This window comes from Enterococcus sp. AZ079 (assembly GCF_050547255.1).
In the GTDB taxonomy this organism is placed as follows: Bacteria; Bacillota; Bacilli; order Lactobacillales; family Enterococcaceae; genus Enterococcus_D; species Enterococcus_D casseliflavus.
Map to the genome: position 1 here is coordinate 2,801,269 of NZ_CP172955.1, position 20,742 is coordinate 2,822,010.

The following is a 20,742-nucleotide window of genomic DNA, read 5'->3' on the forward strand; positions in this document are numbered from 1 at the left end:
CTTAGCGTCCTCCTTCGATTTTTATCGTCAATTCTTTGATTGCCGCTTCTGCCGCTTGATTGATCTCATCCGTGGTAAACTTCACGGAGTGATTGGCATCTAGTTCTTCAAAGAAAGGAACGCCTTGTCCTTTCACGCTGTCCAAGACAATGCAAACCGCTTGGTCTTCGATTGCTTTGCAGCGCTCGATTGCCTCATCAATGGCTTGCATGTCTGCCCCTGGAACTTTTTCTGTATAAAAGCCAAAAGCAGTCATCTTCTGCTGGATGTCAAAGGGATCAAGAATGTCTTTGGTTGGCCCATCTAGCTGTTTTTTGTTGTCATCAATAATGACGATACAGTGATTCAGTTTAAAGTGGGCAATGTATTGGAAGGCTTCCCAGCACTGTCCTTCATTTAGTTCGCCATCTCCAACGATCAAATAAACAAAATTGTCCTTGCCTGCCAAGCGCAGGCCTGTCGCGATCCCAGCAGCCATGGAAGTTCCCTGCCCCAGTGAACCTGTGGTGGCATCAACCCCCGGCGTTTTCCAGCGATCTGGATGGGAAGGCAGTCTCGTGCCGCCCTCATTGATCGTCCATAACCACGACCGATCAAAATAGCCCGTATTTGCTAATGCACTATACAGTGCGGCGCCAGCATGCCCTTTTGACAAGACGAGTCGGTCACGATCCGCCCACTGTGGATCTTGTGGATTGATTCGCAGCTGTTTGCCGTACAAAACGGCCAATAATTCAACAATTGAAAAGGAGCCGCCCAGATGGCCTTGTCCCATTTTCTTGATGCTGCAAAGGGTATCTAAACGAATCTTTGCCGCTAATTCTTCAAGCTCGTGGTATTTTTGTTCACTGATTGCCACTATTTATCCCTCCATCCTCTATTTATTCAGAAACAGATTTTGCCCGACTGTTTTTCTTGAAAATCGTCAATCCGATCAAGACCGCGACTACCGCAATTATCCCTGATAAGATGGCGATTTGACCGCCCATATTGGCTAGGTTTCCTAGGAAGATCCCTGCAACCCCATAGTCGGTATCAGAGAAAGTTGATCCTTGGAACCCAAGATCCCCCATGACTGGCATCAACAAGATCGGCATAAAGCTGATAATGATCCCATGAATAAAAGACCCAATGACGGCGCCTCGCACACCACCCGTTGCATTGCCGTAAACACCTGCCGTTGCGCCACAGAAGAAATGGGGTACGACCCCTGGAATAATAACGGTTGTTCCTGTGAAGACCATGATGATCAAACTAACGATCCCACCGACAAAACTGGTTAGAAAACCAATCAGAACAGCATTTGGCGCATAAGGAAAGACGATTGGACAATCCAATGCAGGAATCGCATTAGGAACAAGCTTTTCAGAAATCCCTTTAAAGGCTGGTACGATTTCTGCCAAAATCAAACGGACACCAGCTAAAATCACAAAGACACCAGCGGCAAACGAACCTGCTTGCTGCAACGAATAAATGATCGAGTTCGTGCCATTGCTAAGATTTTCCGTAATAAATTCACTCCCAGCAAAAATTGCTACGATCACGTATACAACCGCCATCGTAATCGTGATACTAACAGTAGAATCCCGCAAGAAAGACAAGCCTTTCGGAAAATTGATGTCTTCGGTAGATTTTTCCTTATTGCCGACGTATTTCCCAATCAACCCGCTCAATGCGTAGCCGAAGTTCCCCGTATGCCCCAATGCGACGGAATCATTTTTAGTAATTTCTCGGGTAAACGGTTGTGCGATCGCTGGGAAAATCGTGTTACAGATCCCTAACGCTAAGCCCCCAAATAAAACTAGATTAAAAGTATTCATTCCAGTAACGCTCAAAATAACCGCAATCATACACGCCATATACAACGTGGCATGCCCAGTCAAATAAATGTATTTAAAGCGAGTGATACGGGCAATCAAAATATTGAAGGCCATTCCGGCTAACATAATAAGTGCGGTATAGGTGCCGTAAGTTGTCAACGCTAGCGCAACGATCGCTTCGTTATTTGGTACGACCCCTTGCATGTTAAAGGCTGCTTGGAACATCTCCCCAAATGGCGCCAGAGAGCTTTCGATCACTCCAGCCCCGGCAGTGACCACGAGAAACCCAACAAAGGTTTTGATGCCCCCTTTGACGATCGTGGCAATGTCTTTTTTCTGCAGCACATTCCCCAAAACGGCGATCAGCGCAACTAAGATCGCTGGGGTACTCGCGATATCAACAAGAATATCTAAAAATTCGTTCATGACTGTCTACTCCTTTTTATAGTAATCCTTTTTCCTGACAAACGGCTTGAACCTTTTGCTTCAATTCATCGAGATCGATAATACTGTCTAACACTACGATCTCACCTAGATGCTGCGCACTATCGGCTAAATCGCCGCCAACGAAGAAAACATCCGCCATATCGGGTGCGGCACTTCCTAAATCATAATGGGACACTTCCACACCTGAGACACCCAGTTCATTTAAAACAGAATTGATATTCATCTCCACCATAAAACTTGATCCTAATCCTGACCCACACACTGCTGCAAATTTCATTTTTCATCTTCTCCTTCTCTAATCACTTCAATTATTTGATCCGCATTGGTTGCGGAAAGTAACGCAGTTAGTTTTTCATTATTCGACAAAATTTTAGTCAAACTCGCTAACGCTTTTAGATGGAGTTCATTGTCAACCGCCGCCAAACATATAAACACGTGAATGGGGTGTTGCGGATCATCATTCAAAAGCACTGGTTCTTTGACTTTTAATAACGACATCCCGATGGCATTGACCCCATCTTCTGGACGCGCATGAGGCAAAGCGATGCCTTTTCCAATATGGATAAAAGGACCGTGATCCACCACTTTATTGATCATGGCGGTAATGTACTGTTCCTCAATTTTATTGGTCTTTTTTAATGGCGCAGCAGCTTCTCGGATGGCTTCTTGCCAAGTCAGCGGCACCTCGGTAAATTGGATGGTTTCTGCTGTTAATAAATCTGATAACATCGGACGTTGGTCTTCCCTTCTATTCAATTCTCGATTGATTTTTCTTTGCAAAATTTTTCTCAGCTTTTGCTTACTGATTCCTGCTTTTAAATCAACATAGGGCAAAATCACTTCTAACACATCGTCAATGGAATGCAAACCAGTTTTTGAAGGAAAGAATGCCGCTTGTACGTTTCTAACCAATTCATCCTTCTCAATGGGCGTCATAATCGGATTGATCACATAACAGGGTCGTTTGGTTTTGATCGGCGCACTGGAAAAAATCAGATCAATCTCTTCATTAAACCGAACATTTTCATACTCTTCGATCGAACGAGCCGGCAAAAAATGGATCTGGGGAAACAGTTCCTTTAACTCTGATTCCAAAATCAAGGATGAACTGATGCCACTGGGACAGACGACTAATGCATTTAGTTGGAAGTAATCACGTTTGGCCTTTTGTTTACTGATTTCTCCACCAAACAAAATCGTAAAATAACCGATTTCTTCATCAGGGATCGTGCCGACTAGGTCTTCTAAAGAACCCAGTGCTCGTCTCGTCAGTTCAAACAACTCATTGTATTGCAGCTTGATTTCTTCAATCAGTACATTCTCCAGTGGAAAACCATAGCGGATTCGAAAATACGCCGGGACAAGATGATAGAATGTGTTCATCAAAAGGGTGCGATAGTCCACAAACTCGATAGCTGCCAGCCGTTCCATTTCATGAATGATCTTACTGGCACATTCCAATAAAAACTCTAATGAAGTATCTTCGATATCTCCTTGCAGAATCGTTTTCAACAGGATAGTTACATAAAGTTCTTCTGTTTTCCGATCTTTGATGTCAGGAAATTCTGCTAAAAACTGCTGACTGACTTGATGGACATGCAGCGACTGGAGCAGCGGTATTTCTGTCTCCGCTAAAGAAACAGCCGTTTCTGCCATCCGAAAGGATAGATAATTAAGAAAATAAAGCATTTCTTCGAAGCGACTCGGAACGATCACCAGATTGAAATCAGTCAGTGTTGCGGACAAACGATCTCTGATTTGAACATAGATCGTTTTATCCTGCTCATAGATTCCCTCAAATAAGAGCAAGTTCCCGTTTTTCGTATTGGATAACGTGCTGACCTTTCGAAAGGCAAGAGCGCGAATCTGATATTCCTCTCCCTCTAGATAAAAGCCATATTTTCGAGAGTACAATAGTTGAATCTTGAAAGCTGCAAGTTCCTCTCTGATCCCCTTTACATCCTTCAAAATCGTATTTTTACTGACATAGAACAGCTCTTGAAACTGATAGACGGATAAATCTTTCACTGCTGAAAAAGTCAGAAGATAAATCATGGACCGCCGCTCTTCTTCCGAAAAAAACAACGTATTCTTCTGGACATCGAAAAGAATTTCCGGCCATTTTCGTTGAATCAGTGAAGGAATCAAAACTTCTCCCTCATGAATCATGATTCGTTGATTCAACCGCTGTTCAGTGATTTGATTGATTATGGCAATCTCCGCCAAAAATTCCTCATCCCTCCACTTCGTCAAATCAAGAAACGCCTCAACATTTGGTTCTGAAAACAGATACGTCAATTTGAAATGAATCATATTTGCTACCCCCACCTAAACTATAGCTTGCACAAAATGAAATCGCCATCATTTCTCGGTACAACTGAAACTCCGTTTTTTTTAAACGATGGACCGAAGAGGTGATTTCAAGGATTACCATAACATCCAATATAGTATCCGAGAAGGTTTTGTTGATAGAAACAAATGGATAAAAAATACAACATTAAAAAAAGCGAATCATTTACTGATTCGCTCAGACTGTAGACAAAGTACTAGTTTTTAGTGCTTTGTCTTTTTTTATCCGTTAAAATAAGAGTATCAATTGGAGGTGTATCCAGATGCTCTCAAAACAAGATATGAGTAAACGCGCACAAATCGGTTTCTTTTCTCTTGAAGACTTGCTCCCACAGGACCATTTATTGCGGCAAATAGATCATTGTATTGATTTCTCCTTTATTTATGAATTGGTTAAAGAGAAATACGATGAAATCCAAGGACGTCCTAGCTTGGATCCTATTCTTCTAATTAAATTACCAATGATTCAATATCTATTTGGCATTAAAAGTATGAGACAAACAATAAAAGAAATAGAAGTGAATATCGCTTATCGCTGGTTTTTGGGTTTGAGTTTAGAAGATCCTGTTCCTCATTTTTCAACATTTGGTAAAAACTATACGCGACGGTTCAAAGGAACAGATCTCTTTGAAAAAATTTTTTATGAAATTCTAGAACAATGTATCGCTGAAGGTATCGTAGATACTTCCGAAGTATTTATTGATAGTACGCATATTAAAGCACATGCGAATCGTAACAAAAAAGAATCTGTCGAAGTAATGGAACAAGCTGTTTTTTATACAGATAAGCTGACAAAAGAAATCACCAAGAATCGAGAAAAACATTTAAAAAAGCCCTTAAAAGAAACAAACGCAGAAAGTAAAACTTCCTTGAAAAAAAGAAGTACGACTGATCCTGAAAGTGGTTGGTTTCATAAAGGTGAACACAAAGAAGTTTTTGCCTATAGCTCACAAGTGGCGTGTGATAAACATGGATGGATATTAGGTTATACTACACACCCAGGGAACTTTCATGACAGTCGTACGTTTGTTTCTTTATTTAACAAGCTCAAAGGAGCTTTTCCCCTAGAAAAATTAATTATGGATGCTGGGTATAAGACACCAGCAATTGCACATTTACTACTCGAACATAAATTGACCCCAATTTTCCCATACAAACGTCCTATGACTAAAAAAGGCTATTTCAAGAAACATGAATATGTTTATGACGATTACTATAATTGTTATATCTGTCCCAATAATAAAGTACTCTCTTATGCCACTACCAATCGCAAAGGATATATCGAATACAAAAGCAATCCAAAGGATTGTAAAAATTGTCCTTTCTTGTCTAAGTGTACCAACTCAAAAAATCATACCAAAGTAATCACTAGTCACATTTGGGCTGAAGCTATAGAGACCTGTGAAGAGATACGCCATCAAAGTTGGTTCAAAGAACTTTATAAAAAGAGAAAAGAAATCATTGAACGAATTTTTGGGACAGCAAAAGAATTTCATGGGTTACGTTATACCAATCAAATAGGAATTGAAAAAATGCACATGAAAATTGGGCTTACTTTTGCGTGTCTTAATATGAAAAAACTAGCAAAAATAAAAAGGATCAGAGCGCAAAAGAGACGTTTTCCTAAAGGAAAACTGCCTATTCTATCGATTATCCATAGAATATTACATAGAAAAAAGACAAACCTCATGTTTGTATAAGGTTTGTCTACAGTCTGAGCGAATCATTTACTGATTCGCTTAGATACTGATGCTATTTGTTGTTTTATTATTGAAACTATCAGAATCATTAAAAGCAATCGTCATTTTTCCAATATACTTTTTTAAAGTTATTTTCTGATACCTAAAAGACTTATCTTAATGAATGATGGAAAATAAGCTTTTTCTATCTACTCACTTATACTAACAGGAATCGTTGTTTCCGTTTCCTGTGTCTTTGCGGCTTCGTTTTTTACTTGCTGCTTTTCCAATATTTTGAAAAATGGCATATAAATAAAATATGAGATAGCAATTGATACAACAGACCAAACAGCTGCTCCAATACTACCATTAGTAGCTAAATAAGGACCAATAATAGGAGGAATAGTCCATGGAACTTGAATAACAATCGGTCCTACTATACCAATATTCATTAGGATATACGTACCGATACATAGGACCATAGGCGTTGCTATAAAGGGAATAAGCATTACAGGATTCATCACAATAGGCAAACCAAAAATAACCGGTTCATTGATACAAAAAATAGCTGACGGCAATGATAATCGTCCAATCGACTTATACATCTTACTTCTGGAATGGAGCATATTTAACACTAGACCTAGTGTTGCTCCAGTTCCGCCTAAACACATAAAGACAATCCAAAATCCATCGGCAAAAACATGAGGAACTTCTACACCACTTTGAAAAGCTGCCGTATTATCAGCAAGATAACTTAGGAAAACAGGGGTCGCAATTCCAGACAAAACATTGTCTCCGTGGATTCCACATATCCATAGCAAACAAACGAGAAGTGTGTATAGCAGCATGCCTGGGAGTGTTCCCATCCCTTGCATTAAAGGTTGGAAAACAATAGTAATGATTTCATTGATATCAACCCCTAATAAAGTTCTGACGATCCATATAACGGTCAGAATAAATGCTCCTGGGATTAACGTTGCAAAAGAAGTTGCTACAGTGGGCGGCACACCTTCTGGCATTTTTATTACAATATTATGAGTGACAAACCATTTAAAAGCATGACTGACAAATACCCCAACAATGATCGCGGTAAACATACCACTAGCACCAAAATTAGCCAAATTTATCGTCCAGTCATCGTTTAATGTTGCTAGAAGAAAGCCGATAGTTGTGAGCATCGAATTAGAAATAGCATCAACACCAAACTCTTTTCCTAAATGATAGCCTATGCCAATTGCAGATATCAGTCCAAGGATTCCGAACGTAACATTGACTGGTGCATTCAACTGCGGCCCCCAATTTGACACAAAATCCATCCATGACTGTATTGGAAAGTTACCAATGATTAGGAAGATACTTCCAACAATAGTAAAAGGAATCGTCATGGAAATCCCATTTCTTATAGCAACTAAGTGTTTACTATTGCCTATTTTCAGCAATATAGGCAATACCTTGTTCTCAATGACCTGCATCTTTTTTCCTCCTTTTAGTTCACGACTTCCTTATCAACCACCAACACAGGATCTTTGTGCAACCATAGAGAAGTAACTGGACACTCTTTTGTAATCGTACCGCTTAGAAATTGTTGTATCGCAGATTTCTTTTTTGCTCCACTAGCTTGTACGATCATTGTTCCAGATTGTAATAATTGTCCTATCCCTAACGTAATTCCTTTCGTACGATCAACTTTCTCGTCTGAAAAATATTTTTTCCCAACACTTTGGGTTGATTCGTCTAAGTTCACTATATGAGCTTTATCTTCGAAGGACGAACCAGGCTCATTAAAACCTAAGTGACCATTTACTCCAACCCCAAGCAAACTCAGTGTTACTCCTCCATTCTCCTCGATAAATTTATCAGCTTTTTTGCATTCCTCATTTAAATCATCGGCTAAAGGATCAAATGTGTGAAGTTGCTTTAGGTCAATAGGAACCCGATTGAATAAGTTTCTTTTCAAATAGGATATACAACTGCCTTCATTTTTCGGATCGATTCCAACCCATTCATCTAGTTCAATAAACTTTGCCTGGGATAAATCTATTTCTTTATTGATTGCTGCTTCTGCAATGATGTTAAGCGTTCCTACGGGTGTATCACCACCTGCAAAGCAATATAACCCATTTGGCTTTTCTTTCAAAACATCTAAAATGAGTTTTGCACAGATCTTACTGACTTCCTGGTAATTTGCCTCAACATAGTATTTTATATTCATTGTCATTCTCCTTTAAAAAAATTCGGCAGATATTCTTTGTGTGCCCAAAGCATTTCATCAAGTAGTTGCTTTGCTGTCCTATCACTTGGAACTAAGGGATTGATCGTCATCGCTAATAAAGCAGTGTTATAGTCTCCCGTAACAGCTGCTTGGGCCGCTATACGTTCAAAAGACTTAATTTGTTGAACTAGCCCTTTGATAGGAATAGGTAATTCACCTGTAGTCAAAGGGATCGGTCCTTGTTTTGTAATCAAACAATTTACTTCAACCGCTGAATCACAATCGATATCACTGATGGCTCCATTATTTCTTGTATTGACCGTTTGAATATCACGTTTGTCATTATAGATGGAATTAATTAAATTACATGCTGCTTCACTATAATAAGCGCCCCCACGTTCTGATAATTGAGGTGGTTTGATTGCTAGATGTTCATCTTTATAAAGTTCAAACAATTCATGTTCGATTTTCTGCACAACTTCTGCACGAGTTCCTTCTTTTTCTGCTGATTGTTTTTGCTCAGACAACATAGTGGCTGTTTGATAGTAATACCTTAAATAGCCGATGGGAATCATGCCAAGTGTTCGGAAAAAATCTGGTTCCCATTCTAAATCAGCAATATTTTTCAGACCAACTGCATCACCAGCATCTTGCGTCATCAATGTAAGTACTTTTTGGGTCACATCAATCCCTTTATGATAAATCTTTTTCGCAAAAACCATATGATTTAGTCCAGTAAATTCAACATATAATTCTTCTTTGGGTACTTTTAATGTTTCTGCAATGCCACGTTCTATTCCAATTGGTCCATTACACAAACCTACTACTCTACGCATATTGCTATGGCGTAAGACAGCTTCTGTCACCATGCCAGCTGGATTAGTAAAGTTGATCAGCCATGCTTCTGGGCAAAGACGCTCCATGTCTTTCACTATTTCTAAGATAACGGGAATCGTGCGTAATCCTTTAAAAAGCCCTCCTGGACCATTCGTTTCTTGTCCAATCGTGTCATATGTTAAAGGGATTCTCTCGTCTTTCGCTCGCGCTTCCAAAAGACCTACACGAAATTGGGTCGTAACGAAGTCCGCATCCTTTAATGCCGCTTCACGATCAAGAGTCATATAAATTTTCATTGGAAGTTCCGCTTTTTTTACCATACGTTTAGCAAGTTCCCCAACAATTTCTAATTTCTCGCTTCCTTGTTCAATATCCACAAGCCATAATTCTGAAATCGGTAATTCAGCATATCGTTTAATAAATCCTTCTATCAATTCTGGTGTATAACTTGATCCACCGCCAATTGTTGCAATTTTTATTCCTTTATCCATCCTGAAACACTCCTTTAACTTAACTACATGGTCAGTATAGATTATTTTTATCTCCATAAATACCGCCTTTAAGTAAACGGTTACAAAAGCAAACGATTGACACCGGTTACAATCCTGTTACAATTTGTAACAGGAGGGGATTACTATGTTGTTTCTTGACTATCAACCAGACTTAAATGAAACGGATATTGAAGTATATAAAGCAATAATTTCAGACGTAAATGCAGTTGCTTCCATGAGTATTCGTGAATTAGCTGAGAAAAGTCATACGAGTACTGCCAGCGTACTACGCTTTTGTAAAAAATTTCGCTGTACCGGTTTTTCTGAATTTAAAATTTACCTCAGTGCGTATCTCGAATCTCTTAAAGAAGAAAAAGAGGTAAAAACACTTGATTTTGAGAGTGAACTCTTGAATTTTTTAGCACGGACACAAGACAAATTCTTTGAAGATAAATTTGATGAGGCAGTTCACTTATTGATGGAAAAAGAGCTGATTATTTTTATTGGCGTAGGCTCCTCAAATGTTGTTGCTGAATATGGTTCTCTTTATTTCTCGTCACTATTTAACATGGCGATTCGCATTGAAGATCCTAGTAACTACCCTATTAATTACCTATCCACTGAGTTAGCAAAAAAAATGTGTATCGTCGCTTTATCCGTTTCGGGCGAGACCACAGAAATCATTCAATATTTAAATCATTTGAATCTATCAGAAAGCTCAGTAATAGGAATTACCAGCAGCTCTAATTCAACACTTTCTAAATTAGCTGATATTGCAATAACCTATAATATTTCGCTAGAAAAAATTAATGAAGCTGATATTACAACCCAGATACCGGCAATGTACATTATTGAAAAGTTAGCGAAAACCGTGAGAAATAGAATGGAAACTCAATAGATTTGTAAAAAAAAAATTCTTCAAGTAATTCTTTCCCTCTATTCACAAGTTCACCGATCGATATTCCCACAAAAAAAAAGAGACTCACATGTATCTATGTGGTCTCTTTTTGATATATAGATTTGTTCAATTTATTTGTTTCTCTTCCCTTTGGTTTGAGAAGACTTCAAAAAATCTTGTGAAGTTTCCTCTTCTCAATCATTTGCTTCTTCATTCCCTATTGTTGAGGTAACTTTTTCATCGATACGTAAAAATGGTAAGTAGATAAAAACACTCACAGCAATGATCACAATTTGCAAGACTGATGCTCGCCAATCGCCACCAGTTGCTAAAAATCCAGATATGACAGGAGGAGTGGTCCAAGGTATCTGCACGACAACATGATTTATTAAACCAACAGCTGTTGCAAAATACGCAACTGTTAGGGAAAAAATCGGCGCCAATACAAATGGAATAATCAAACTAATATTGAAAACAATTGGTAAACCAAAAATGATCGGTTCACTGATATTAAATAATGCAGGAGTTACGGATAATTTTGCAAAGTCTTTGTAGTCTTTACGACGACTAAAGATAAAAATAGCAATTAGCAAAGCAATAGTATTTCCTGATCCTCCCATAACAGCAAACGTATCCTTAAATGCCATGTTTATGATATGTGGAATATCTTCCCTATTCGCATAAGCAGCCATATTCTCTTGCATATTTTGAATTAAGAACGGATCGAGAAGTGAACCTGATATCACTGCTTGATGAATTCCAAACCCGAAAAAGAGATTTGCAATTGAGGTAATTAAGAGGAACCCTGGTAAACCTGTCGTTACCCTACTTAAAGGTCCAGTGATTAGAGTAGTAATCAACGAATTAACATCCATATTGAATAATTGATTGACAGCAAATGAACCAATTGCGAAGGTAGTCACAGTAATCATGATTGGAATAAGGACGTTAAATGACTTCAACACAGCTGGTGGGATATTTCCTGACAACTGAATTTGTAACTTTTTGTTATTTGATAACTTAATAAAGAGTTCCGTAGCAGCTAAGCCCACAAAAATTCCAACGAACATTCCTGACGCACCAGTATGAGTGACAGGAATAACCCCACTTACCTCCAGCGCTTCTTGACTTCCTTCTGGTGTAAACATCGTCATCATAGGGGTGAGAACAATAAACGTTGAAATAGCGACTAGAACAGCAGCAATATGATTTGTATAATTTCTGCTAACACACATATGATAAGAAACTGCCGCAACAACTAATAGCGTCGTTATACTTAGCGTTCCATTACTGATGGAAGTCCCGATTTCTTGAATCGTCGTTAATGTTGCTGGATCAATGATTTTTCCCATAAATCCTGTTGGCTCTAAAATAACATAGTTGATCAATGTAACAAATCCCGCCAACATCATAAAAGGCATAAAAGTGGCGAAAGCATCCCTTAGTGTTCGAAGATGAATCTGGTTCCCTAGCCTTGTGGCTATTATTCCGAACTTTTCAAAAATAGCATCTTTTTTACTCATAATCCCGATCAGTCTCCTTTTTTAGTTGTAAGCGATTGCTTATGGGATGATCATACACCAGCTTTTTAAAAAAGTAAATATCTTTATTTAAAATTATATATCTTTTTTTAAAGTCAAAAAAAGACCAACGAAATTCGTTGGTCTTCACTTCTCAACAAAAACTGCTTCAAAAATAAAATCTTTGTATAAATGTCTCGAAAGAGAATATTCAAACGGTACACCAGATGACAATGACACCACTTTGTCTACCTCTATCATAAACTCGTCTGGTTTTACAGAAAGAATTTCCGCATCGAAGTCATTTGCCACATCACCTTTGATCCAAATATGGGAAGATTTAATCTCTAGACCAAGCTCATTTGTAATGTAGCCATATACAGAACGTTTCAAATGCTTTGGTTCTAACCCCGGTATAACAGAAAGTGGCATAAACGTTTGCTCAATAGAATACGGTTGTTCATCAATAAAACGACTTCTAATAATATTATAGACATACTCTTTTTGATTTATTTCTAAAATTTCTGCCACTTCATTCGATGGCAACTCAATTGAGAACGTATGGATTTCAGACGTCACATGTTCTTCCCCTACTAAATCAAAAAGACCTTCATTTGGTCCAAACACTTTCGAATTATCAATTGGTCTGCGTAGAACTTCCGTTCCGAATCCACTACGTGTTCGTAAAACTCCCTCTGATACTAGCATATCAATACCTTTCTTCACAGTGAGCTTACTTGTTTGATACTCATGCGCAAGTTCATCGCCTGTAGGTAATTTTTCGCCGATTTGATAGGTTCCATTGGCAATTTTTTTCTTTACCTCCGTATAAACCTCCATATATTTTGGCTGTTTCTTCATAACTTACTCCCTCATACTCATCTCTATTACTTATACTTTAACATAAAAAATTGTCTTTTTACAGCTAAAAACATACCCATCACTAAAAGATATATATTTTTAATAAAAAGTATTTATTTATACTAAAAGCAATGTTACACTATTAAAAACGAACAGGAGGAAACGATAATGTCAAGACAAACTCAGTTAACATTTCCAGATGACTTTTGGTGGGGCTCCGCTTGGTCAGCAGAACAATCTGAAGGGCGTGGAGAAACAGGAAAAGCAGAGACCGTATGGGATCGGTGGTTTCACGAAGAACCTCATCGTTTTTATAAACGAATTGGACCTAGTATTACGACAGACCATATCCATCGTTACCACGAAGATATTCAATTGATGAAACAAACGGGGCACAATTCATTTCGTGTATCTATCTCATGGGCACGAATGTTTCCAAATGATGGGGTTGGTAAACCAAACGAGAAAGCGATAGCCTATTATCGAGATCTTTTTACCGAAATGAAAAATAATAATATCAAAGTTTTTGCGAATCTCTATCATTTTGATATGCCCGCAAAATTACAAGATAAAGGAGGATGGGAATCACGTGAAGTTGTTGATGCTTATGTAAATTTTGCTGATACCTGTTTTCTAGCGTTTGGCGACTTAGTTTATCATTGGTTCACCTTTAACGAACCATTGGGGCCAATCTTGGGCTCTTATTTAGAAGATTTTCACTATCCAAATCTCATTGATTTTAAGCGTGGTGCTCAAGCAGCGTTCTTTACCATATTAGCCCATGCAAAAGCCATTCAAACTTTTAAAAAATACCAGCTATCTAGCAAAATCGGAGTAATTCTCAATTTGAGTCCGCCTTTCCCAAGAAGCCAAAATTCAGCAGATAAAAAAGCAGCAGAAATTGCGGATCTTTTTTATACTCGTAGTTTCTTAGATCCCATGGTCAAAGGAGTATTTCCAGAAAAACTAGTCTCGTTGCTGGAGGAATATGACCAATTACCCGTTGATTTCAATGACACAGACCTAAAAATTATTGAAGAGAATACCGCACAGATACTTGGTCTAAACTACTATGAACCACGCCGTGTCAAAGCAAGAACTTCTGCCGTTAATCTAGAAAGTCCATTCTTACCAGAATGGTTCTTTGAACCGCATACTATGCCTGGCCGTCGAATGAATGAATATCGTGGATGGGAAATCTATGAAAAAGGAATTTATGATTTATGTATGGACATCAAAAATAACTACGGAAATATTGAATCCTTTATCTCAGAAAACGGTATGGGTGTTGCTAATGAAGAACGGTTCATGGATGAAAATGGACAGGTGATTGATGACTATCGCATTGAATTTATCCAAGACCATCTCGCCTATTTATGGAAAGCAATTCAAGATGGCTGTAATATAAAAGGATACCATCTATGGACATTCATTGATTGTTGGTCATGGATCAATGCATATAAAAACCGCTACGGCTTAGTTTCTTTAGATTTAGCCACACAGAAACGTACAATAAAGAAAAGCGGCTTGTTTTACAAGGAACTAAGTAAGCAAAACGGTTTTTCCTACGATCTCGAGCGACTGGTAGATTAGCATTCACGAATATGATCGATAGTGATCTGTATAGAAGAAACCTGTTGCCACAACTCCTCTTTCGCACCTTTTAAGAAGGCGAGAGGGTTTTATTAGTAAAAAAATAACCGTTTCCTTGCTAAAGTCGACGGTTATTTTTTTGTCATTTTTCACTGTGGCTAGGATACGAAAGAGCAGCATGGCAATAAATGTATCAGAATTTATCTGGAACTTATTAGGCGCTAGTTTCGATAATAAAGCTTCCCTTTTCTTTAAACATTTCATTCGTTTTTAGATGTTCGAACACTTTTCCAAAATGACTACATCGAACACCTTATTCCAATTGAGAATAAGGTTTTGCCTATGTCGCTTATCGATTTTGTTTGAAAATATCCTTGTTAAAGTTGAAAAATCGCTCTCTGCTTGCTATACTAACTATGTAAAGAGGAGTTGTGGCCACAACCCCTCTGCAGCGCCATTTAAGACGGCGACAGGTTTTTATTATTTAAAAAATAACCGTTTCCCTGTTAAAGTCGACGGTTATTTTTTTTGTCATTTTTCACTGCGGCTAGGATACCAAAGATCAGCATGGCGGTAAATGTACCAAAACTGATCATTAGCCCGATTGCTTCCGCTGTGGACAAAAAGGCTTCTCCTTTCTGAAGAGTTAGTACTTACATTCATAAGCACCACCACCTTTCAAAGATAGCCACCGTCACAAACTTTACTGCAGTCAAATGGTACCATACTTCCATCAATGAAACTTTCAAATGCCAAGGATTTATCGTTATTTTTTTCACGGCGCATGGTCCATTTACTTTGATTCATTCCATAGAATCGTCAAAATATACTGCTGTTCTTTCTTCAAGGCTGATCCGCTCTTTCCCGACTTCTCCAGCCCCTTTTCTCAGTCCCAATCAAGTGCCTTCCATCAAGAAAAATAGTCAAAAGTCAATATCATTCTATTCACCAAAAACCACTTTTGTTATAGTAACAAAAAGGAGAATGCAGATGAGAAATGAACGAAAAATCATTCAAGATAGCACCCTTGGTGTAGAGGCTTTATTATTTAACGGCATCCAGCAGGAGTTTCCTAACCATTGGCACGAATATTATGTGATTGGCTTGATGGAAGCTGGGACGCGTCAATTCACCTGTCAAAACACCTGCTATATCGTTGAAGCAGGCGGCTTGATTTTGATTCCGCCAAAGGCTGCCCACCGCTGCCAGCAACTCACGGAGGAAAAGCTGGTTTACCGCAATATCCACTTAACCCCGGAGAACATGGCGGTACAAGTACAAAAAATTTTTAACACTCAATTGACGCCCCACTTTCCTGAACCGGTCATTCGCCAAGTGAAAGAAAAAGAGGAATTTCATGCAGTGCACCAGCTGCTGCTGTCGGATCACGGCGATGAGTTTGAAAAGCAAGAACGCTTTACTTGTCTCCTTCACGACCTGCTTGTTCAGTATGCGGATTTCACCCACGAACAAACGGACCCGGTGTCAAATAAAGCCGCAGCGGCAAAAGCCTATATCGATCAACATTATGCCGAAAAATTGTCCTTGAGTGAATTAAGTGACGTTCTTGGAATGAATCAGTACGTCTTGATTCGGCAGTTTACCAAAGCGTATGGGCTGTCGCCGTTTCAATATTTAAGTACGGTGCGTATCAGTGCTGCCAAGAAAAGACTAGAAGCACAAGAAGCAATTGCAGAAGTCGCTTTTCTGACAGGCTTTAGTGACCAAAGTCATTTTACCCGTATCTTTAAAAGCTTGATTGGGGTCACCCCGAAAGCTTACCAAACAATTTACCAAGAAGATGGAGTGAGAACGTATGAATAACCAAGAAAAATGTGTCATGATTATCGATGAACAATTACCGATTGGCTTAGTTGCAAATACTGCTGCAATTTTAGGCGCAACCTTAGGCAAATTGTTTCCCGAGGGAATCGGAGAAGATATTTACGATTCGACAGGCAGAAAACACCTTGGCATTGTTAACTTTCCCATTCCTATCTTAAAAACGAACAAGGAACAGTTGCAGACCATTCGTGAATCGATCAGTCAGCAAGCGGATCCAGAAGTAACCATCATTGATTTTTCCGACGTTGCTCAGACCACCAATTCTTACGAGCAATACCGTCAGACGCTTGAGACAATTCCCACAGAAACACTGGCTTATTTTGGTCTTTGTTTAAAAGGCAAGAAAAAGAGTATCAATAAAGTCGCTGGCAGCTTACCGTTGTATCGGTAAAACGCTAGTGAGAAAACGGTCGTTTAAAACAAGTTGTCTTTTTGTCGGCCGAACAGTCTTCTTGCTATATACGTTTTTTATAAACAGTCCTATAAAAAAAACAAACACTTTTGAGGTGTTTGCTTTTTTGTAAGAGATTTTCTAGCATACATTTTCTTGCTCTTTGATTTTGCCAAGATCAATGGAAAAATAAACTACTCTCCTTGATAAATATTCAGTCCTACTTCTGTATCTTCTACACGACTGTTCGTTGGTGCTTTAACAATCAGAAAAAGAAAGTAAAAGTCTCCCACACAAGAAGCGGCATGTGCGGCAGCAATCAAGGTAAAAAGAGATGCCGTCAACCAGCCAAATAAATAAAATAGAAAGAGACCCACAGAAATGCCAAGGAATGGGGGCTAGTGGCATATGCTACGCCATTTTTGAACCCAAACTTTACCTTCCCTTTGGGGTCAAAAAGCTTAAAGAAGGCACCATGGATCAGTTCATGAATAATGATGAGAATAAAATATGCAACCATTAAGATCAAAAGATCGAAAATAAACGAAGTTTCAGCATTTGACCCATGACCACCTAAGACAAATAGTGTAAAGAACACATAGAAAAAAATAAAACTAGGGATCACCGCGAGATTCAATCTCTTTATTGTTTTTTGATCATCCATTAAATTGATTTGTTTGAGTAATTTCATCGCTGTTCTCCTTTTCTTTTCGACATTCTTCTTAATACATAATTTCTATGAATTCCCTTTACCCAACCAACAAGAGCAGCAAACACAAAACCAGTGCCGTTAAAACGAAGAGGAAATTGATCATCTCTGGCGCACCTTCAATCCTTCTCTGTAATGGCGGAGGACGAAAACTTGGATTCATACGTTTCGTTTGGTAGTCCACGTTGCTTGATAAAAAGCTGTCGGAGGGGATCATAAACACTAAAAGAACGCCATAAATAATGGAGGCAGGAATCAGGAGTGAGCATTTGGCTAAGTAACCAATCAGTAGACTCGCGATCAAAGGAATAGCTACGTACAAAGCACTTTGGTACAACGTTTGCCGAATTGGTTTCATAGGGAAATCTCCTTAGTCAGTAATCGTTACGCACAGCAAAAAAAATTTTATTTACTTATCAATTAAATATACCATTGCTTTCAAAAGGTGTAAACACGCCAGAAAACCAAGTCGATGCTGCCAAGCGCGGCTGCCCAATGATTGGTGCAAAAAAGAAGTGGTTTCTTCCCACTTCTTAAAAAGCACTCTACTTGCCTTTCTATCCTCGCTTAACCTCTCAAGACAATCGGCAAACCGTTTAGTAAACCGTTATACTTACCAGATTGCTTCCTCTCTTCCCTTTGAAAAAGACACGACGCTGGAAAAAGAAGCCTGCGAACCTTGTCTCTTTATTAAAACTTCTTCTGAAAAATATTCATCTAAAAAAATCATACGACCTTGTCTTTCCTTTTGGTTTCCTACAACACCCGATCTACTTGAGAAAAGACTGCGAAACCTTCTTTAGAAAAGCAAACGTCTCAAGAAAAAATAATCGTGCGGTTTCTGCCTTTCCTTTTGGCTTCGTACAATGCTTGATCTGCTTGGTAGAAGGTTTCTGAAATGTCTAACGCAGAGGCTGCTTCTGAAATCCCTGCCGAAAAGTAAAGGGTCAGTTGGGCGGTTTCTAATTTCAACTGTTCATTGCTTAAAAACAAATGGAATTCTTCAATAATTTTTTTCACAGCATCAGAAGTATTCTCTTTAAATAGGACTAAAAATTCTTCGCCGCCATATCGATAGACTTCGACTAAATGGGAAGGACTTTTCTGGTAGAGAAACGTCATCAGTTTTTCCGAAAAGAAGGATAGGGCTTGATTGCCGATTTGATGTCCATGGTGATCATTGATGCGCTTAAAATGATCTAAATCCATCATCACCACGACGAGCTGGTCCTTCTCAAGTAGCGCCAGCTTTGAAATATCCTCGTTCAGACTGCGGAAATTTTTCACCTTGGTCAACTCATCATAATTGCGTTCAATGATTTTTGTGTTGATTTTTTCCAGAAAATTTTTTTGATTCTGCAAATAATACTTCCATAAAGAAACGATCCCCACGGATCCAATGCCTAAAGACACCACATCCCAAACGCTAATTTCGCGGCGATAAAAAAGCAAGGCGTTGAGCATCGGCGAGACAACCGTAACGAAAATCGAAAATAGGTAAAATGCTGTGTGATTTGGTTGTCCATAAAATCTTTTCTTTAATAAGCCCGTAACGATTAAAATGATGTAATTTAATCCGATAATAAAGAGCATGGCTTCCCATTCAAATTTATTGATCAATGCAAAAAAGGTCAGCAAAATGACGGGTACTAACCCAACCAGATAGATTTTTTCTTTGAGAATGCCAAAATAATAAATAAAGATTGGAATCGTATATTCATACGCAACATAACCGATACTGTTCAAAGAAAATGATATAATAAAGTAGACTTGCGAAATAAACAAAACAATACCAATAAGAATTTTAAACGACAGGCGTAAATTCAATTCTTTGAAGTTCTTGATAAACAAATCATACGAAATGAGCAAGCTCACGACTAACACAGAATAGATCGCAGCATAAATCAGATGGACAAACACACTACTCCTTCTTTCTTTCATAGATTTTTCTTTAAAATCGTTCGCCCATGATTTTGAAAGGCTCGATTCTTTAACGATGCAGCGCACGAAATAAGCTTTTTTCCTGCACTTCATGAAACCAAAAATAAAGCGACCCCAGAAAGGAGCAGAAACCAATGTCTGAGAAAATAGAACAAGAACTCTTATCGATATTTCCCCAATTATATTTTGATGCCCAGCCTATCTTTCAAATGAAAGCAGATAGTCAGAAAGTGATTGGCTACGAATTATTATTGAGAAGTACCGAAAGAAATAGGTTTCCCCTTTCCTTCTTCCAGCAAGTAATCAAATACAAAAAATTACATACTCGTTTACTGCAGTGGTATCGAAATGAAATTTTCAGCTTGCTTCATCCGAACGAAGAAACAAAAATCAGTCTCAATATCCACCCGCAACAACTCAGCTATCCAGAAACCTTTTTGATGTTAGCTGATTTAGCTCCCTACCATGATCGTATTTTGATTGAGATCACCGAAGACGATACAGAACCTTCTATCGCTTGTGATCCCAAGTCCTTTCTTATGAACAAAATCAACCAAATAAAAAAGATGCGCTTTTCTGTCGCATTGGATGATGTAGGGACAGGCATTCATTCACTGACAAATATTGCACCGATGCTGGATAAAATCGATGTGATCAAATTTTCGCCTATCTCGTTGCGAGTGCTTTCCCAAAAGGAGATTTTCTTTTTGATCGACTTCTGGCGAAATATCGCCAGCAATCGTAAAATCCAATTTATTGTCGAAGGGGTCGAAACCTCGGATATCCATGAGTACCTACTTGAAGAAGAGATTTTTCTTCAACAAGGGTTTTATTTGGATAAACCTGCCCCAGCTGATCAATTAAAGCGAAAAAAATAGCCATCGCGTCGTTTATTTTTCTCACTATACGCGATTAAAAATAAACGATTATTAAAAAAATGAACAGATGCCCTTCAAATATAACACAAATAATTTTATTTGCAGAATTTTTGCTGATTCAGCATCGTTTTAACGGTGATTTCACATGAGAGAAAGTAGAAATCAAAGAAAAGACCTTTTTTTGATAGGTGAATAGACAAAAAGCATTCAAGAATGAAGCGACCCCCAAAAGTTAGACCAAAAAATCTAACTTTTTGGGGTCGTTATTTGT

At 38.5% G+C, this 20,742-nt stretch carries 18 protein-coding genes and 1 pseudogene; 6 read left to right on the plus strand and 13 right to left on the minus strand.

Annotated features, from left to right (window positions below):
• Position 1: 1 nt before the first annotated feature.
• From IGJ15_RS13340 to IGJ15_RS13355, 4 genes are read right to left on the minus strand one after another with little or no spacing between them, the layout of a single operon-like run.
• Positions 2-859 (minus strand): transketolase, encoded by an 858-nt coding sequence (locus IGJ15_RS13340; RefSeq protein WP_005231438.1) that lies wholly within the window; start codon positions 857-859, stop codon positions 2-4.
• 22 nt (positions 860-881) lie between these two features.
• Positions 882-2,246 carry a PTS ascorbate transporter subunit IIC gene (locus IGJ15_RS13345; protein WP_430599153.1) on the minus strand — a complete coding sequence of 455 codons (1,365 nt, stop codon included), beginning with the start codon at positions 2,244-2,246 and terminating at the stop codon, positions 882-884.
• 16 nt (positions 2,247-2,262) lie between these two features.
• Positions 2,263-2,544 (minus strand): PTS sugar transporter subunit IIB, encoded by a 282-nt coding sequence (locus tag IGJ15_RS13350; RefSeq protein ID WP_005227537.1) that lies wholly within the window; start codon positions 2,542-2,544, stop codon positions 2,263-2,265.
• Positions 2,541-4,580, minus strand: coding sequence for a BglG family transcription antiterminator (locus tag IGJ15_RS13355; protein ID WP_231435223.1), 2,040 nt, complete (start codon positions 4,578-4,580; stop codon positions 2,541-2,543). The genes IGJ15_RS13350 and IGJ15_RS13355 overlap by 4 nt, the downstream gene beginning before the upstream one ends.
• 299 nt (positions 4,581-4,879) lie before the next feature.
• Here IGJ15_RS13355 and IGJ15_RS13360 point away from each other — a divergent pair, with 299 nt between their 5' ends.
• Complete coding sequence (locus tag IGJ15_RS13360; protein ID WP_430599155.1) at positions 4,880-6,316, plus strand: IS1182 family transposase; 1,437 nt, start codon at positions 4,880-4,882, stop codon at positions 6,314-6,316.
• 188 nt (positions 6,317-6,504) lie between these two features.
• On the opposite strand, the gene IGJ15_RS13365 is transcribed toward IGJ15_RS13360, so the two are convergent.
• The 3 genes from IGJ15_RS13365 to IGJ15_RS13375 are packed head-to-tail and all read right to left on the minus strand — an operon-like array spanning position 6,505 to position 9,835.
• Entirely contained in the window at positions 6,505-7,767 is a 1,263-nt protein-coding gene (locus IGJ15_RS13365) for a PTS sugar transporter subunit IIC (protein ID WP_231435496.1), read from the minus strand.
• 14 nt (positions 7,768-7,781) lie between these two features.
• Positions 7,782-8,507: a glucosamine-6-phosphate deaminase gene (locus tag IGJ15_RS13370; protein ID WP_010748796.1), complete on the minus strand. Its 726-nt coding sequence runs from the start codon at positions 8,505-8,507 to the stop codon at positions 7,782-7,784.
• Between the two features lie 2 nt (positions 8,508-8,509).
• Positions 8,510-9,835, minus strand: coding sequence for a 6-phospho-beta-glucosidase (locus IGJ15_RS13375; protein ID WP_010748795.1), 1,326 nt, complete (start codon positions 9,833-9,835; stop codon positions 8,510-8,512).
• Between the two features lie 145 nt (positions 9,836-9,980).
• Here IGJ15_RS13375 and IGJ15_RS13380 point away from each other — a divergent pair, with 145 nt between their 5' ends.
• A complete protein-coding gene (locus IGJ15_RS13380) occupies positions 9,981-10,733 on the plus strand; it encodes a MurR/RpiR family transcriptional regulator (protein WP_005227526.1) in 753 nt (250 codons plus the stop codon).
• Positions 10,734-10,927: 194 nt separating this feature from the next.
• Here the strand turns inward: IGJ15_RS13380 and IGJ15_RS13385 are convergent, their stop codons facing one another.
• Both IGJ15_RS13385 and IGJ15_RS13390 read right to left on the minus strand, forming a co-directional pair.
• Positions 10,928-12,256 (minus strand): PTS sugar transporter subunit IIC, encoded by a 1,329-nt coding sequence (locus IGJ15_RS13385; RefSeq protein ID WP_010748794.1) that lies wholly within the window; start codon positions 12,254-12,256, stop codon positions 10,928-10,930.
• Between the two features lie 144 nt (positions 12,257-12,400).
• Positions 12,401-13,114, minus strand: coding sequence for a GntR family transcriptional regulator (locus IGJ15_RS13390; RefSeq protein WP_010748793.1), 714 nt, complete (start codon positions 13,112-13,114; stop codon positions 12,401-12,403).
• Between the two features lie 168 nt (positions 13,115-13,282).
• Here IGJ15_RS13390 and IGJ15_RS13395 point away from each other — a divergent pair, with 168 nt between their 5' ends.
• Positions 13,283-14,707, plus strand: a complete 1,425-nt coding sequence (locus IGJ15_RS13395; protein ID WP_231435467.1) for a glycoside hydrolase family 1 protein — start codon at positions 13,283-13,285, stop codon at positions 14,705-14,707.
• A gap of 506 nt (positions 14,708-15,213) precedes the next feature.
• Here the strand turns inward: IGJ15_RS13395 and IGJ15_RS13400 are convergent.
• A complete protein-coding gene (locus IGJ15_RS13400; RefSeq protein WP_080646931.1) occupies positions 15,214-15,330 on the minus strand; it encodes a putative holin-like toxin in 117 nt (38 codons plus the stop codon).
• A 367-nt stretch (positions 15,331-15,697) separates the two neighbouring features.
• On the opposite strand from IGJ15_RS13400, the gene IGJ15_RS13405 reads away from it, so the two are divergent.
• On the plus strand, positions 15,698-16,531 hold the full coding sequence (locus IGJ15_RS13405; RefSeq protein ID WP_010748791.1) for an AraC family transcriptional regulator: 834 nt from the start codon (positions 15,698-15,700) through the stop codon (positions 16,529-16,531).
• Positions 16,524-16,943, plus strand: coding sequence for a DUF2000 domain-containing protein (locus IGJ15_RS13410; protein ID WP_005232083.1), 420 nt, complete (start codon positions 16,524-16,526; stop codon positions 16,941-16,943). Before IGJ15_RS13405 ends, IGJ15_RS13410 begins: the two co-directional genes overlap by 8 nt.
• Positions 16,944-17,137: 194 nt before the next feature.
• Here the strand turns inward: IGJ15_RS13410 and IGJ15_RS13415 are convergent.
• From IGJ15_RS13415 to IGJ15_RS13425, 3 genes and pseudogenes are all read right to left on the minus strand, one after another.
• A pseudogene (locus tag IGJ15_RS13415) lies at positions 17,138-17,634 on the minus strand (DUF3267 domain-containing protein).
• Between the two features lie 58 nt (positions 17,635-17,692).
• Positions 17,693-18,010 (minus strand): hypothetical protein, encoded by a 318-nt coding sequence (locus IGJ15_RS13420; RefSeq protein WP_010748789.1) that lies wholly within the window; start codon positions 18,008-18,010, stop codon positions 17,693-17,695.
• Between the two features lie 458 nt (positions 18,011-18,468).
• Positions 18,469-19,593 carry a GGDEF domain-containing protein gene (locus IGJ15_RS13425; protein ID WP_228074223.1) on the minus strand — a complete coding sequence of 375 codons (1,125 nt, stop codon included), beginning with the start codon at positions 19,591-19,593 and terminating at the stop codon, positions 18,469-18,471.
• A gap of 134 nt (positions 19,594-19,727) precedes the next feature.
• Between IGJ15_RS13425 and IGJ15_RS13430 the strand changes: the two genes are divergently transcribed.
• Positions 19,728-20,471, plus strand: a complete 744-nt coding sequence (locus IGJ15_RS13430; RefSeq protein ID WP_010748787.1) for an EAL domain-containing protein — start codon at positions 19,728-19,730, stop codon at positions 20,469-20,471.
• Positions 20,472-20,742 lie beyond the last annotated feature (271 nt).